Source organism: Chitinimonas koreensis, from assembly GCF_014353015.1.
GTDB classification, from domain to species: domain Bacteria; phylum Pseudomonadota; class Gammaproteobacteria; order Burkholderiales; family Chitinimonadaceae; genus Chitinimonas; species Chitinimonas koreensis.
Genome location: NZ_CP060704.1, coordinates 3,213,792 through 3,227,942, shown reverse-complemented (window position 1 = coordinate 3,227,942; position 14,151 = coordinate 3,213,792). Strand labels below are relative to the sequence as shown.

14 protein-coding genes and 3 tRNA genes are annotated in these 14,151 nt (G+C 64.8%); 9 read left to right on the top strand and 8 right to left on the bottom strand.

Annotated elements, in window-relative coordinates; all coding sequences use genetic code 11:
- Positions 1 to 9: 9 nt before the first annotated feature.
- From H9L41_RS13630 to radC, 6 genes are all read right to left on the bottom strand, one after another.
- Positions 10 to 795, bottom strand: a complete 786-nt coding sequence (locus H9L41_RS13630; RefSeq protein WP_028446857.1) for an ABC transporter ATP-binding protein — start codon at positions 793 to 795, stop codon at positions 10 to 12.
- Positions 788 to 1,933 (bottom strand): ABC transporter permease subunit, encoded by a 1,146-nt coding sequence (locus tag H9L41_RS13625; RefSeq protein WP_051319148.1) that lies wholly within the window; start codon positions 1,931 to 1,933, stop codon positions 788 to 790. The genes H9L41_RS13630 and H9L41_RS13625 overlap by 8 nt, the downstream gene beginning before the upstream one ends.
- Before the next feature lie 19 nt (positions 1,934 to 1,952).
- Positions 1,953 to 2,882, bottom strand: a complete 930-nt coding sequence (locus H9L41_RS13620; protein WP_028446858.1) for a branched-chain amino acid ABC transporter permease — start codon at positions 2,880 to 2,882, stop codon at positions 1,953 to 1,955.
- Between the two features lie 192 nt (positions 2,883 to 3,074).
- The gene (locus H9L41_RS13615) at positions 3,075 to 4,310 is read right to left on the bottom strand and encodes a branched-chain amino acid ABC transporter substrate-binding protein (protein WP_028446859.1); all 1,236 of its coding nucleotides are present in this window, start codon (positions 4,308 to 4,310) and stop codon (positions 3,075 to 3,077) included.
- Positions 4,311 to 4,500: 190 nt separating this feature from the next.
- Positions 4,501 to 5,520 (bottom strand): SPM autocatalytic domain-containing protein, encoded by a 1,020-nt coding sequence (locus H9L41_RS13610; protein ID WP_028446860.1) that lies wholly within the window; start codon positions 5,518 to 5,520, stop codon positions 4,501 to 4,503.
- Between the two features lie 217 nt (positions 5,521 to 5,737).
- A complete protein-coding gene (gene radC, locus H9L41_RS13605; protein WP_028446861.1) occupies positions 5,738 to 6,442 on the bottom strand; it encodes a RadC family protein in 705 nt (234 codons plus the stop codon).
- A gap of 113 nt (positions 6,443 to 6,555) precedes the next feature.
- On the opposite strand from radC, the gene coaBC reads away from it, so the two are divergent.
- Positions 6,556 to 7,758: a bifunctional phosphopantothenoylcysteine decarboxylase/phosphopantothenate--cysteine ligase CoaBC gene (gene coaBC / locus H9L41_RS13600; protein ID WP_028446862.1), complete on the top strand. Its 1,203-nt coding sequence runs from the start codon at positions 6,556 to 6,558 to the stop codon at positions 7,756 to 7,758.
- Positions 7,755 to 8,207 (top strand): dUTP diphosphatase, encoded by a 453-nt coding sequence (gene dut / locus H9L41_RS13595; RefSeq protein WP_028446863.1) that lies wholly within the window; start codon positions 7,755 to 7,757, stop codon positions 8,205 to 8,207. The genes coaBC and dut overlap by 4 nt, the downstream gene beginning before the upstream one ends.
- Positions 8,208 to 8,296: 89 nt before the next feature.
- Here dut and H9L41_RS13590 read toward each other — a convergent pair whose 3' ends face one another.
- Positions 8,297 to 8,605 carry a cupin domain-containing protein gene (locus H9L41_RS13590; RefSeq protein WP_028446864.1) on the bottom strand — a complete coding sequence of 103 codons (309 nt, stop codon included), beginning with the start codon at positions 8,603 to 8,605 and terminating at the stop codon, positions 8,297 to 8,299.
- A gap of 42 nt (positions 8,606 to 8,647) precedes the next feature.
- Positions 8,648 to 9,940 (bottom strand): lysophospholipid transporter LplT, encoded by a 1,293-nt coding sequence (lplT, locus tag H9L41_RS13585; RefSeq protein ID WP_028446865.1) that lies wholly within the window; start codon positions 9,938 to 9,940, stop codon positions 8,648 to 8,650.
- 342 nt (positions 9,941 to 10,282) lie between these two features.
- Here lplT and H9L41_RS13580 point away from each other — a divergent pair, with 342 nt between their 5' ends.
- The 7 genes from H9L41_RS13580 (at position 10,283) to H9L41_RS13550 (ending at position 13,773) form a co-directional block, all read left to right on the top strand.
- Positions 10,283 to 10,795: a DedA family protein gene (locus H9L41_RS13580; protein WP_265583774.1), complete on the top strand. Its 513-nt coding sequence runs from the start codon at positions 10,283 to 10,285 to the stop codon at positions 10,793 to 10,795.
- 158 nt (positions 10,796 to 10,953) lie between these two features.
- Positions 10,954 to 12,180, top strand: coding sequence for an aspartate kinase (locus H9L41_RS13575; protein WP_028446867.1), 1,227 nt, complete (start codon positions 10,954 to 10,956; stop codon positions 12,178 to 12,180).
- A 51-nt stretch (positions 12,181 to 12,231) separates the two neighbouring features.
- Positions 12,232 to 12,325, top strand: a tRNA-Ser gene (locus tag H9L41_RS13570).
- A 20-nt stretch (positions 12,326 to 12,345) separates the two neighbouring features.
- Positions 12,346 to 12,421 (top strand) — tRNA-Arg (locus H9L41_RS13565).
- Between the two features lie 30 nt (positions 12,422 to 12,451).
- A tRNA-Arg gene (locus H9L41_RS13560) sits at positions 12,452 to 12,528 on the top strand.
- Positions 12,529 to 13,105: 577 nt separating this feature from the next.
- Complete coding sequence (locus H9L41_RS13555) at positions 13,106 to 13,324, top strand: hypothetical protein (protein WP_187523410.1); 219 nt, start codon at positions 13,106 to 13,108, stop codon at positions 13,322 to 13,324.
- 77 nt (positions 13,325 to 13,401) lie between these two features.
- Complete coding sequence (locus H9L41_RS13550; RefSeq protein WP_187523409.1) at positions 13,402 to 13,773, top strand: hypothetical protein; 372 nt, start codon at positions 13,402 to 13,404, stop codon at positions 13,771 to 13,773.
- Positions 13,774 to 14,151 lie beyond the last annotated feature (378 nt).

The following is a 14,151-nucleotide window of genomic DNA, read 5'->3' as shown; positions in this document are numbered from 1 at the left end:
CTCACCGACTCATTCCGGCGACGCGCCGAGGTAGGCCTCGATCACGCGCGGGTTGCTCTTGACCTCCTGGGGCACGCCTTCGGCGATCTTCTTGCCGTAGTCGAGCACGGCGATGCGATCGCACAGGCCCATCATCAGCTTCACGTCGTGCTCGATCAGCAGGATGGTCACGCCATCGTTGCGGATTTTCTCCATGAGCTTCTTGAGGTCGTCGGTCTCCTTCGGGTTCATGCCGGCGGCCGGTTCGTCGAGCGCCAGCAGCTGCGGATCGGTCGCCAGCGCACGGGCGATCTCGAGCCGGCGCTGGTCGCCGTACGAGAGGTTCTTGGCGAATTCGGTGGCGTGCTTCTTGATGCCGACGTATTCGAGCAGCGACAGGGCGCGATCGCGGATCTCGCTCTCTTCCTTGCGCGTCTTCGGATCGCGCAGCACGGCGCCGACCACGCTGGCCGAGGTGCGCACGTGGCGGCCGACCATCACGTTTTCCAGCGCGGTCATGTTGTGGAACAGCCGGATGTTCTGGAAGGTCCGGGCGATGCCGCTCTCGACCACCACGTTCGGCTTCTTGCGGAACAGGTCGATGCCCTTGAAGGTGAACTTGCCTTCGTCGGGCTGGTAGAGGCCGGTCAGCACGTTGAACAGCGTGGTCTTGCCGGCGCCGTTCGGGCCGATCAGGCCGTAGATCTCGCCCTTGTTGATCGACAGCGCGACGTCGTTGAGCGCATGCAGGCCGCCGAATCGCTTGTGGATGCCGGAAATCTCGAGCAGCAGCTCGGTCTTGGCGGAATTAGACATGGGCGGCCTCCTTCTTGGCGTCGACAGCAGCGGCTTCTTCCTCGGCCTCGTGGAACTCGGCCTTGCGGCGCTTGGACGGCCACAGGCCTTCCGGGCGCACCAGCATCACGAAGATCAGGGCAATGCCGAACAGCAGCATGCGCAGGTTCTCCGGATTCACCACGCGCTCGCCGATCAGCTTGTCCTGCAGCGGGTTGACGATGTCGCGCAGCACTTCGGGGGTCAGGAACAGCAGCACCGCGCCGAGGATCACGCCGGGGATGTGGCCCATGCCGCCGAGCACCACCATGGCGAGCACCACGATCGATTCCATCAGGATGAAGCTCTCGGGCGAGACGAAGCCCTGGAAGCTGGCGAACATCGCGCCCGACACGCCGCCGAAGCTGGCGCCCATGGCGAAGGCCAGGAGCTTGACGTTGCGGGTGTTGATGCCCATCGCCTGGGCGGCGATCTCGTCTTCGCGGATGGCGACCCAGGCGCGGCCGATGCGCGAGCTCTGCAGCCGGATCGACACCACGATGATCAGCAGTGCCAGCGCCAGGAACAGGTAGTAGTACAGGTGGACGTTGCGGAACTCGATGCCGAACACCGTGATCGCCTGCGAGAACTTGTGGCCGAACAGGCTCACCGGTTCGATCAGGTTCACGCCTTGCGGGCCGTTGGTGATGTTGATCGGGCGGTCGAGGTTGTTCATGAACAGCCGCACGATCTCGCCGAAGCCCAGCGTCACGATGGCGAGGTAGTCGCCGCGCAGCTTGAGCGTGGGCGAGCCCAGCAGCACGCCGAACAGGCCGGCCAGCAGCGCCGCCACGGGCAGCACGAACCAGATCGGCGCGTGCAGCATCCACTCGAACGAAGTGCCGGCCAGGAACGGCGCCAGGTGCGGCGAGTTGAGCAGCGCGTAGGTGTAGGCGCCGACCGCGTAGAACGCGATGTAGCCGAGGTCCAGCAGGCCGGCGTAGCCCACCACGATGTTGAGACCGAGCGCCAGCATGATGTAGAGCATGGCGAGGTCGAGGTTGCGGATCCAGGTGTTGCCCAGGACGCCGCCCATGATGAAGGGCAGCACCGCGAGCACCACGGCGAAGATGGCCATGCCGGCGTAGGCGGCGGGCTTGGATTGCTTGATGGCTTGCATGTCTATGGTCTCCCGGAGATCAGGCGCGTTCGGCCACGCGTTCGCCCAACAGGCCGGACGGGCGGAAGACGAGCACCAGGATCAGCACCATGAAGGCGAAGATGTCCTGGTAGTGGCTGCCCAGCACGCCGCCGGTCAGCGGACCGAGGTAGCCGGCGCCGACGCTCTCGATCACGCCGAGCAGGATGCCGCCGGCCACGGCGCCGGCCAGGTTGCCGATGCCGCCGAGCACGGCCGCGGTGAAGGCCTTGAGGCCGATCATGAAGCCCATGGTGGGGTAGGCCAGGCCGTAGTTGGCGCCGACCATCACGCCGGCGATGGCGCCGAGGCCCGAGCCGATCACGAAGGTCATCGAGATCACGTAGTTGATGTTGACGCCCATCAGGCTGGCGACCGCCTGGTTCATCGACACGGCGCGCATGGCGCGGCCGAGCTTGGTCTTTTCGACCATCACCAGGAGGCCTGCCATGATCAGGATGGCGAGCACCACGATCACGATCTGCAGGTCGGTGATGATGGCGCCCATGAAGTTGTGGGCCTCATGCGGCAGCAGGTCCGGGAAGGAGCGCGGGTTGTTCTTCCAGATCAGCACTGCGAGCTGCTGCAGCACGATCGAGATGCCGATGGCGGTGATCAGCGGGGCGAGGCGAGGCGCCTTGCGCAGCGGCCGGTAGGCGATGCGCTCGATCAGGAAGCCGAGCAGCATCGTGATCGGAATGGCGATCAGGAGGCCGGCGATGACCATCAGGGGGCCGGGCAGCGCAACTCCGCTGGCGGTCAGCACCTGGATGGCCGAGATGGTGATCATGGCGCCCATCATCACGATTTCGCCGTGAGCGAAATTGATCAGTTGAAGAATGCCGTAGACCATGGTGTAGCCGAGAGCGATCAGCGCATAAATGCTGCCGACGACCAGGCCGTTGATGAGTTGCTGGATGAAAATGTCCACGCGTTGACTCCTCGTCTGTGTGCGTGCGGGAGAACCCCGAATTCGTACCTCGTGGGCACGAAACCCCTGCGCCGGTGGATTTATATTTATCGGCGCGGCCGGATTGTGACTGCGGTGTGAATACCGTTGTAGTTGGGGAAAACCGGAAGTGAAAAAGGCGGCGTCTTTCGACGCCGCCTTTTGGGGAGAGGCTTACTGCTTCGGCTGTTCGGCAGGCGCCGCAGCCGCTGCCGGCGCAGGCGCGCCGCCGACGGTCGCGACGGCTTCCCACTTGCCCGCCTTGACCTGATAGACGGTCACCTGGCCACCCAGGATGTCGCCCTTGTCGTCGAACTTGATCGGACCGGTCACGCCCTGGTAATCGGTCTTGGCCAGCTCCGGCAGGTACTTCGCCGGGTCGGCCGAGCCAGCCTTCTTCATCGCCTCGACCATCAGACGAGTCGCGTCGTAGGTGAACGGCGCGTAGATCTGGATGTCGGTGTTGAACTTGGCCTTGTACTTGTCGTTGAAGGCCGCGAAGCCAGGCATCTTGTCCTTCGGCATGCCGGGCTGCGAAGCGAACTGGCCTTCGGCGTTGTCGCCGGCCAGCTTGATGAACTCGCCGGTCTGGAAGCCGTCGCCGCCGATCAGCTTGGCGTTGATGCCGAGCTTCTTCATCTGCTGGGCCAGCGGGCCGGCCTGGGCGTCCATGCCGCCGTAGAACACCACTTCGGGCTTCTTGCCCTTGATGGTGGTCAGGATCGCCATGAAGTCGGTGGCCTGGTTGGTGGTGAATTCGCGGCCGACCACGTCGACGCCCTTGGCCTTGGCGGCCTTCTCGAATTCGTCGGCCAGGCCCTGGCCGTAGGCGGTGCGGTCATCGATGATCGCGACCTTCTTGGCCTTGAGGTTGGTGGCGGCGAATTCGCCCAGCGCGCCGCCCTGGGCGACGTCGTTGGCGATCACGCGGAAGGCGGTCTTGAAACCTTGCTGCGTGTAGGCCGGGTTGGTGGCCGACGGGGAGATCTGCGGGATGCCGGCATCGGAGTAGATCTTGGAGGCCGGGATGGTGGTACCCGAGTTCAGGTGACCGATCACGCCGGCGACCTTGGCGTCGACGAAGCGCTGGGCCACGGTGGTGGCGGTCTTCGGGTCGGCCTGGTCGTCTTCCGACAGCATTTCGAACTTGACCTTCTTGCCGCCGATCTCGACGCCTTCGGCGTTGAGCTCATCGATGGCCAGGCGGACACCGTTTTCATTGTCCTTGCCCAGGTGGGCGATGTTGCCGGTGAGCGGTGCTGCGTGGCCGATCTTGATCACTTCTTCGCTGGGCGCTGCGGCCGGTGCGGCTGCAGGCGCGGCGTCGGCCGCCGGTTCGGCTTTCTTCTCGCCGCAAGCGGCCAGTGCCAGGACGGCGGTAGCGATCAGGCTGTAACGAGCCAAGGTCATGTATGTTCCCCTTTTGACTAAACGCGATACTGCGAATGGACAGAAGTCCCACCCCTTGGCGGGACTTCCCTGTGAGCCAAAATGCGTGCGGAATATTGCGCCCTTGTTTTTGCGCTTGTCAACGCGCGGGGAACCCTAGTGTTGCGGCCATGGATACCGCATGGAGCAAGGGTTTGCGGCGGGTTTTCCCTTATGCGACGAGATCGATTTGCTGGACCGTGCCGAGCTGGCCGTCTTCGCGAATATAAATTCCGGACCGCCTGATCTGGGCATGTTCTTGATTTTGCTGGTCGGTCAGCGAGAAGTCGGTTTGCGCGCTGCCGAGGTGGATCGCGCCGATGCCCATCGCGGCCAGGCCCGTCAGCGCGTCCTGGCCCTGCTCGTCGCGCACCCACAGCTTGAGCTGGCCCCACACCGCGTCGCCTTCGTCGATCCAGCCGTTGCCGTCGTCATCGTATTGCGCCAGGTCGCCGAAGCCGTCGCCGCTCTGCGCGCCGAACAGCTCGTTGCCGTCGTTGACCTTGCCGTCGCCGTTCTTGTCGAGCGCGAGGAAGCCGCTGCCGCTGCCGACGAAGGAGACCTTGTCGAGCTTGCCGTCGGCATCGACGTCGAAATCGATCTTGTCCTGGCTCAGGCTGGCCGAGGGGGCGTTGAAGTTGATCACCAGCGGATCCTTCTTCATCCCCGGCGTGGCGATGGTCAGCCGCGTTTCGCTGACCTGGCTGTATTCGCGGTAGAGCTCGAGCGAGGCGCTGAAGTCGATGCGGCGGCCGTCGGCGGTGGTGACGCTGCCCGCCGCGGCGAACTGGGTGTACTCGGTTTCGTGCACTTCCTCGCGGTAGTGGTAGTCGACCTGCCACTCGACGCCGTTTGCGGCCTGGCTGGTCTGGCTGGCCGGGGCGGCCTGCTGCGCGCCGCCGCCGCGCTGGCTCGGCACGATGTCGTCGAGATCGATGTCGCGGCCGGTCAGCTTCTTGACCAGCTGCTTGATCAGTTTCCACAAGGGGTTGTTTTCGAGCTGGCTGCGCAGGTCGAGGCTGCTTTCGGCCTGCTGCGCCGCCATCGCCTCGGCCGAGAGGTCGACCCGGTCGGCCTGTCGCGGCGCGGCCACCGCGTTGCGCGTCTCCATGCTCACGCTGGACTGGACCTGATGCTGGCGCGCAGCCTCGTGCTGCCCGGCGAGCTGCACCTGGGATTGCTGGATTTTCATGATCGTTCTCCTGGCCGCCTGTCACGGCCTTTTATGCCGGGTTTATCGGCGGGAACGACGACAACTTGATGGCCAAGCGTTGCGGTTGCGGTAGCGGACGGGTAACAAGCCGATGGGCGGCCGGAACACATGCGCGCCTTGCGCGCGGCGCTCCAGGGCGATCATCGGAGGGGCGGGTGGCATGCTGGGTTCGTATGTGGTTACGTTAACATTTCGATCAGTCGATAAAGCCGATCTTGCGGCTGGCCTGGATCAATCCGCGTTCGGCCAGGGAAACGGCTTCGCTGCTGGTGACCACGAAATGGTCGAGCAGCCGGGTGCCGAGCAGGGCGAGCGTCTCGGTCAGCCGGTGGGTCAGCGCGATGTCGCTGGCGCTCGGCTCGGCCACGCCGGACGGATGGTTGTGGGCGACGATGACCGCCGCCGCATTGAGCGTGAGCACGCGGCGCGCCAGTTCGCGCGGGTGCACGGCGGCCTGGTCCAGCGTGCCGAGGAACAGCAGCTCGGCCGACAGCAGGCGGTGCTGGCTGTCGAGGAACAGGGCGCCGAAACATTCGCGCGCCTCGCCGCCGAGCCATAGCCGCAGGTAGTCGCGCACGGCGCGCGGATTGCTCATCACCTCGGGCCGCGACAGCTCTTCCTTGAGTGCGCGGCGACTCATCTCGACGCTGGCCTGGAGCTGGGCGAACTTGGCGGCGCCCATGCCGCGCACGGCGGCGAGCTCGCTGCGGCTGGCGTGGCACAGCCGGGTCAGCGAGCCGAAGCGCGACAGCAGCTCGCGAGCCAGGTCGACGGCGCTTTTGCCGGGGACGCCGACGCGAAGGAAGATCGCCAGCAGTTCGGCGTCGGAGAGGGCTGCGGCCCCGCGATGCAGCAGCTTCTCGCGCGGGCGCTCGGCCATGGGCCAGTCGGTGATTGCCATGTCTTGCTCTTCTTGTCTGTCGATTGGATCCCGGTCTGGATCACGGATTAGGGCGGAGTAGGGCGATGAATTACACTTTCGGCCTACCCCAGCTCATTTGCAAAGGAATTCCCATGCGCGAGGCGCAACCCCGGCCCAAACGCATCCTGCTCGGCGTAACGGGCGGCGTGGCGGCCTACAAGGCGGCCGAACTGACCCGCCTGTTCGTCAAGGCGGGCTATGACGTGCAGGTCGCCATGAGCGAGGCGGCCACCCGCTTCGTCACGCCGGCCACCTTCCAGGCGCTGTCCGGCCGGGCGGTGTTCACCGACCTGTGGGACAACCGCATCGACAACCATATGGCGCACATCGATCTGCCGCGCGGCGCCGACCTGATCCTGGTGGCGCCGGCCACGGCCGATTTCATGTTCAAGATCGCCCACGGCGCGGCCGACGACCTGCTGTCCACGCTGTGCAGCGCGCGCGACTGCCCGCTGCTGGTGGCGCCGGCGATGAACCGCCAGATGTGGGAGAACCCGCCCAATCTGCGCAACGTCGCCCAGCTCGAACAGGACGGTGTGATCGTGCTCGGGCCCGACCAGGGCGAGCAGGCCTGCGGCGAGACCGGCTTCGGCCGCATGTTGGAGCCCGAGGCGCTGTTCGAATACGTCGAGGCCTTCTTCCAGCCCAAATACCTGCAGGGCAGCCGGGTGCTGATCACGGCCGGGCCGACCTTCGAGCGCATCGACGCGGTGCGCGGCATCACCAATTCGAGTTCCGGCAAGATGGGCTTCGCCATCGCCCGCGCCGCGCTCGAGGCCGGCGCCGAGGTGACGGTGATCGCCGGGCCGACCGCGCTGGCGACGCCGGCCGGCGTGAAACGCATCGACGTCGAGAGCAGCAAGGACATGCTGGCGGCCGTCAACGCCGAGGTGGCGAAGATCGACATCTTCGTCAGCGTGGCCGCGGTGGCCGACTACTACGTGCTCAACCCGTCGGCGCAGAAGATCAAGAAGGACGCGCACATCCTGACGCTGGAACTGGCGCCCAACCCGGACATCCTCGCCAACGTGGCGGGCCTGGCCGCGCCGCCGTTCTGCGTCGGCTTCGCCGCCGAGAGCGAGAACCTGCTCGAATACGCCGAACAGAAGCGCCGCCGCAAGAAGCTGCCGCTGCTGGTGGCCAACCAGGTCCAGTCGGCGATCGGCGCCGACGACAACGAAGTCTGGCTGCTCGACGACCAGGGCCAGCACAAACTGCCGCGCGCGCCCAAGCAGGAGATCGCGCGCACCATCGTGCGGCATGCCGCCAAGCTTTACCGTGAGTACCAGTCATGACCAAACAGATCGACGTCCGCCTGCTCGACGAGCGCCTCAAGCACCAGCCGCCGGCCTACGCCACGCCCGGCGCCGCCGGCCTGGACCTGCGCGCCTGCCTGGAGGCGCCGCTGACGCTGGCGCCCGGCGCCACCGCGCTGGTGCCGACCGGCATGGCCATCCACCTGGCCGATCCGCAATACGCGGCCATCATCCTGCCGCGCTCGGGCCTGGGCCATAAGCACGGCATCGTGCTGGGCAATCTGGTCGGCCTGATCGATTCGGACTACCAGGGCCAGCTGTTCGTATCGGTGTGGAATCGCGGTACCGAGACCTTCGTGGTGCAGCCGCTCGAGCGGATCGCCCAACTGGTGGTGGTGCCGGTGGTGCAGGTCGGCTTCAATTTCGTCGAGCAGTTCGACGCCAGCGAACGCGGCGAGGGCGGCTTCGGCAGTACCGGCAAGCATTGAGCGCCGCCGCGCGTCCTGCCGATCGGGAGCCGCCTTGCGCGGCTCCTTTCGTATTTATCTATTTAGAGAGAGGCCGCGCGCCGGCCGCCTCAGGCGCCGCCGAACAGCGTGAAGATCACCGCATCGCTGCTGGCGGCGAAGCGATGGCGCGTACCCGGCGCGATGCTGGCCATCTGGCCGGCAGTGAGCGGAAAGCGTTCGCCGGCCTCGGTCTCGAAGGCGAGCTGGCCGTGCAGGCAGACGATGCGTTCTTCGACCTGGTGCGCCTCGTAGGGGTATTCGACCGGCGGCGCGAGATGGATCAGCAGCGCGGCGCCGTCCTTGATCCGCGTCAGCAGGTGGTCGTGGTCGACCGGCAGGGTGCGGCCGAGTGCGGCCAGGTCGGTGATCTCGATCATGTCGGTGGTTTCCTGCGTGTGTGTCGGCGAGAAGGGCGGCGTTCAGTCGTGCATGATGCCGGCCGCCAGGCCGCGGCGGTAGCGGATGGTGATGTAGACCATGGTCAGCATCACCAGCAGGCCGAAGCCGATGATGATGCCGTGCATCGGCGGAACGCCGCCGGCGTGCTGGAAGTAGGCGAGCGCGTGGCCGTGCATGGTGTCGCTGAGCGGCGCGCTGAGGTAGCGCACCAGCAGCGCATGGGCGCCGACCATGACCAGGATGCCGAGGTTCTCGTTGAAATTCTGCACCGCGATCGAGTGGCCGGCGCCCATCAGCATATGGCCGCGGTGCTGCAGCATCGCGTTGAGCGGCACGACGAAGAAGCCGGCCAGCGCTCCGACCAGGAACATCTGCACCGCGGCCACCATCACGTCGTGGATCAGCAGCATGGACACCACCATGGCGCCCATCGCGATGCCGGCCGGCAATACGCGGAAGGCATCCTTGAGCGGGATGAAGCGGCCGGCGACCAGAGCACCGGCGGCGGTACCGAAGGCCACCACCGCGACCAGCCGGGTCGCTTCCTCGAGATTGAAACCGAGCCAGATCACCGCCCAGTTGATCACCACCAGCCGCATGGTGGCGCCGGCGCCCCAGAACAGCGTGGTGACCGACAGCGACAGCTGGCCCTGCGGATCGCGCCACAGCCGTGCGAGGCAGTCGGCGAATTCGCGCACCAGGTAGCCCGGATTGAAATGGATCGGCTTGAGCTCGACCTTGAGCTTGGGAATGTAGAGATTGACCCAGCCGGCCAGCAGATAGAGCAGGCACAGCACGATGATGGCGAACACCGGCGCCGACAGCATCGACAGCGGCGAGGCCGCCAGCCAGTCGGCCATGCGCGGGCCGGCGACCAGGCCGCCGATCACCGTGCCGAAGATGATGGCGGCCACCGTGGCGCCCTCGAGCCAGCCGTTGGCGGCGACCAGCTGCTCGTGCGGCAGCAGCTCGGTGATGATGCCGTACTTGGCCGGCGAGTAGGCTGCGGCGCCGAAACCGACCACCGCATAGGCCAGCAGCGGCGGCAGGCCGAACAGCATGCCGACGCAGCCGAACAGCTTGATCCCGTTGCAGATCATCATCGCCCGGCCCTTGTGCATCGAATCGGCGAAGGAGCCGGCGAAAGGCGCGAGCAGCACGTAGGACACGGTGAAGCACCACAGCAGCATCGACTGGTGCCACTCGGGCGCCTGCTGACTCTTGAGCAGCGCGAGGGCCGCGATGAACAGCGCGTTGTCCGCCAGTGCCGACAGGAACTGCGCCAGCAGGATGGTGTAGAAGCCTCGGTTCATGCGGACGATCGTCGGGCGGGAAAGCGCGTCTTCTACCATAGATGGCGCGAATCCTCGATGAAATTGCAGTCTGCGCGCAGGAGCCGCTCGCCAGCCGTCGCTCGGTTCCTGTATCGGGCGGTGGCCGGAGGATGCGCATCCCTCGCCGGGGCACGGCGATGCAAACCGCCGCTGCCGGCCACTACGACAGCCTGTGCTAATATGGCGACCCTTTCTTCGTCCCGCAAAGATGGATTTCCTCACCATCCTCTTGAGCCTGTTCACCGACTACGGCTATCTCGCGGTGTTCACGGTATTGCTGATTTGCGGTTTCGGCATTCCCATCCCGAAGACATCAGCCTGGTGGCCGGCGGCGTCATCGCCGGGCTCGGCTATGCCGACGTGCACTGGATGGTGGTGGTCGGCATGCTCGGCGTGCTGATCGGCGATGCGACGATGTTCACCATCGGCCGGCTGTTCGGCGAAAAGGTGCTGGCCTGGCGCTTCGTCGCCAAGCTGCTGACGCCGGCGCGCTATTGCGCGGTGCAGGACAAGTTCGCCCGCTACGGCAACCGCCTGATGTTCGTGGCCCGTTTCCTGCCGGGCCTGCGCAGTGCGATCTTCCTCACCGCCGGCATGACGCGGCGCGTGCCGTACTGGCGCTTCCTGCTGCTCGACGGCCTGGCTGCGCTGATCAGCGTGCCGGCCTGGGTCTATCTCGGCTATTTCGGCGCTTACAACCGCGAGTGGCTGCTGATGTGGGTCGGCCGCGGCCAGACCGGTCTGCTGGTGCTGCTGGGCATCGCCGTCGTCTTCCTCCTGTTCGCCCACTACCGCCATCGCCGCGCTGCCCGCTGCAGCGGCCACCATCATTGAGGCGATCCGGCCCGCGCCGATTCCGCGGCGGCAGAATATAGCCGTCGGTGCTTTGCCCCGGTCCAAAAGTTCTAGCTTCTCCTCCCGCACGCGCCTTGTCTTCACAGGGCGCTTTCTTTAGATTCAGAGTCTTTTCTTTACATGCCAGAGGGAAGTGCATGGCGCTGATCGTCCAGAAATACGGCGGCACCTCGATGGGTTCGCCCGACAGGATCAAGAACGTCGCCCGCCGCGTCGCCAGATACAAAGGCCAGGGGCACGACGTCGTCGTGGTCGTCTCGGCCATGAGCGGCGAAACCAACCGCCTGATCGCACTCGCCAAGGAGGTCCAGGCCCAGCCCGATCCGCGCGAGCTCGATGTGATCATCTCCACCGGCGAACAGGTCACCATCGGCCTTCTGGCGATGGCGCTGAAGGATATCGGCCTCGACGCGCGCAGCTATACCGGCAGCCAGGTCAAGATCCTGACCGACAGCGCCCACACCAAGGCGCGCATCCAGCACATCGACGACGCCGCCATGCGCGGCGATCTCAAGGCCGGCCGGGTGGTCATCGTGGCCGGCTTCCAGGGGGTGGATGCGGACGGCAATATCACCACGCTCGGCCGCGGCGGCTCGGACACCACCGGCGTCGCGCTGGCGGCCGCGCTCGGCGCCGACGAATGCCAGATCTACACCGACGTCGACGGCGTCTACACCACCGATCCGCGCGTGGTGCCCGAAGCGCGCCGGCTCAAGACCGTCACCTTCGAGGAAATGCTCGAGATGGCGAGCCTGGGCTCCAAGGTGCTGCAGATCCGCTCGGTCGAATTCGCCGGCAAGTACAAGGTCAAGCTGCGCGTGCTGTCGAGCTTCCAGGAGGAAGGCGAGGGCACCCTGATCACATTCGAGGAAGAAGACAATATGGAAAAGGCCATCATCTCGGGCATCGCCTTCAACCGCGACGAGGCGCGCATCAACGTCACCGGCGTGCCGGACAAGCCGGGCATCGCCTACCAGATCCTCGGTCCGGTGGCCGACGCCAACATCGACGTCGACATGATCATCCAGAACGTCGGCATCGAAGGCCACACCGACTTCTCGTTCACCGTGCCGCGCAACGATTACCAGCGCGCACTGGCCATCCTGGAGGGCGTGCAGGGCCATATCGGCGCCAAGTCGATCTCCGGCGACGACAAGATCTGCAAGGTCTCGGTGGTCGGCGTCGGCATGCGCTCGCACGTGGGCATCGCCTCGACCATGTTCCGCACGCTGGCGGAAGAGGGCATCAACATCCAGATGATCTCGACCTCGGAAATCAAGATTTCGGTCGTGCTCGACGAGAAATATCTCGAACTGGCGGTGCGCGTACTGCACAAGGCATTCGGACTCGATCAAGAAGCTTGATGAACGCTTGACGGGTTCGATCGGGGAGGCTATAGTCTCGCCTCCTTGAACGGAGAAATGGCCGAGAGGTCGAAGGCACTCCCCTGCTAAGGGAGCATACGGGCATAAACCTGTATCGAGGGTTCGAATCCCTCTTTCTCCGCCAAACTGAATGTGTTGTACCGCGCGCCCGTAGCTCAGCTGGATAGAGTACTTGGCTACGAACCAAGGGTCAGGAGTTCGAATCTCTTCGGGCGCGCCATTCGATTCATTCAGAACTTTTCAAGGCATCGCGCCCGTAGCTCAGCTGGATAGAGTACTTGGCTACGAACCAAGGGGTCAGGAGTTCGAATCTCTTCGGGCGCGCCAGATTCAAGACCGCGACAAAGGCCACGCAAGTGGCCTTTGTCGTATCTGCGCGTCCTGCGCATGTTTCAATTTTGTGTTGTTTCAAGGCAACATATCTGTATCTTCTCGAACGCCATATTCATGGCGGCTTATTTTCTTGCTATCGTCCTGAGTTTGGGTTTACGCCAATAGTCGATTGCGACGCCGAGGTTTTTGTCGCATCCTGTCGCAGCTCAAGTGCTACCCCGACTTATGTTGCACTGCACATTTACGCAGCGTGAATTGTGGTGTTAAAGTGGTGTTAAGGTTGTTGTCGGGTCACGCCGTTGCTTCACGTTTCCATCGGATATGAAGCATTGCTGATCCGGCTGCTGCCGGGGTCGAAGTACTTGAGTTGTTGCTGATCTTGCCTACATGGTCGTGCGGTCGCTTGCGCTAAGCTCGAAAAGTTCCCGTCGTGTTCCGTGTGGTGTTAAAGTGGTGTTACATTCCACCAGGGTTCGACGGTCGCTTGATGGCAAGTCCATCGTGATCCGTTTGGGCTTGTTTACATTGCTTAACCCTGCCTATACCGCGTGGCAGGTGCAGAGGGTAAAACATGGATTTTGCGCAGCAGCAGAGGAAGCCGGGGAAGCACTTGGTCGGTATCGGCTTCGTTGTTCTTCTGCATGTCGGGATTGTGTATGCGTTGATCAATGGCTTGGCGAAGGAAGGCATCAAGCTGATCCAGAAAGAGCTTGAAGTTAAGCTGATCGACGAGCCGCCACCTCCGCCCCGCCGGAAGAGCCCAAGGAAATCCCACCTCCTCCTGATGTAAAGGCGCCTCCGCCTCCTCCCGAATCCTACGTACCGCCGCCGGAAGTCCAGGTCGCAGCGCCCGTTCAGGTCCCGCAGATGGCGGTCCAGAACACCGCGCCGCCGGCCGTCGAGACGCCGCCGGCACCGCCGCCGCCGCCCAAGGCCGAGCCGGCGCCGCAGCAGCCCGCGACAGTCGCCGGTGCCTGCTCGAATGCTTCCGACACCATGCAAACCCTTGGCGACAAATGGTCCGCCTTGGCCGATAAGGAAGGGATCACGGATCCGGTTCCGGTGCGGGCTCGTGTGCTGATCGGTTCGGGTGGCGAAGTCAAGGATGTCCAGATCACCCAGACCGGTAATTCCGCGGTGGGCCGGCTGGCCGCGAGCGGTCTGCGTCGCCTGAAGTGCCAGGCGACCGGTACTGACTACTGGCTGCTGTTCGAGACCACGTTCAGGCTGGCTGACTAAAAGATCGTTTGGCGGATGGCCCGGCCCCGGGTCGTCTTCAGGGATGCTTGTCTTAATTTCGTTGTTGATTGTCTCGTTCCGCTCCTTTTGCCGGGGCGGGCGAGTAACCAAGCTAAGGAGCTGGAAGGATCATGTCTGTAACAAACCGTTTGTCCGCTTTCCTCGCGGCTGTCACTCTTGTCGCTGCCCCTGCGGCGACGCTGTTTGTTTCCCAGTCGGCCTACGCCGAAGAAGCCGCCGCCACCGCTCCGGCCGACGCCGCTGCACCGGCCGCTCCGGTCGAGGCCCCGGCCGCCGCCCCGCTCCGGCAGCGCCCGCAGCCGACGCCCACGGCGCCCCGGCCGACGGCGTCGCCGTCGAGAACCCCTATGGCCTGAA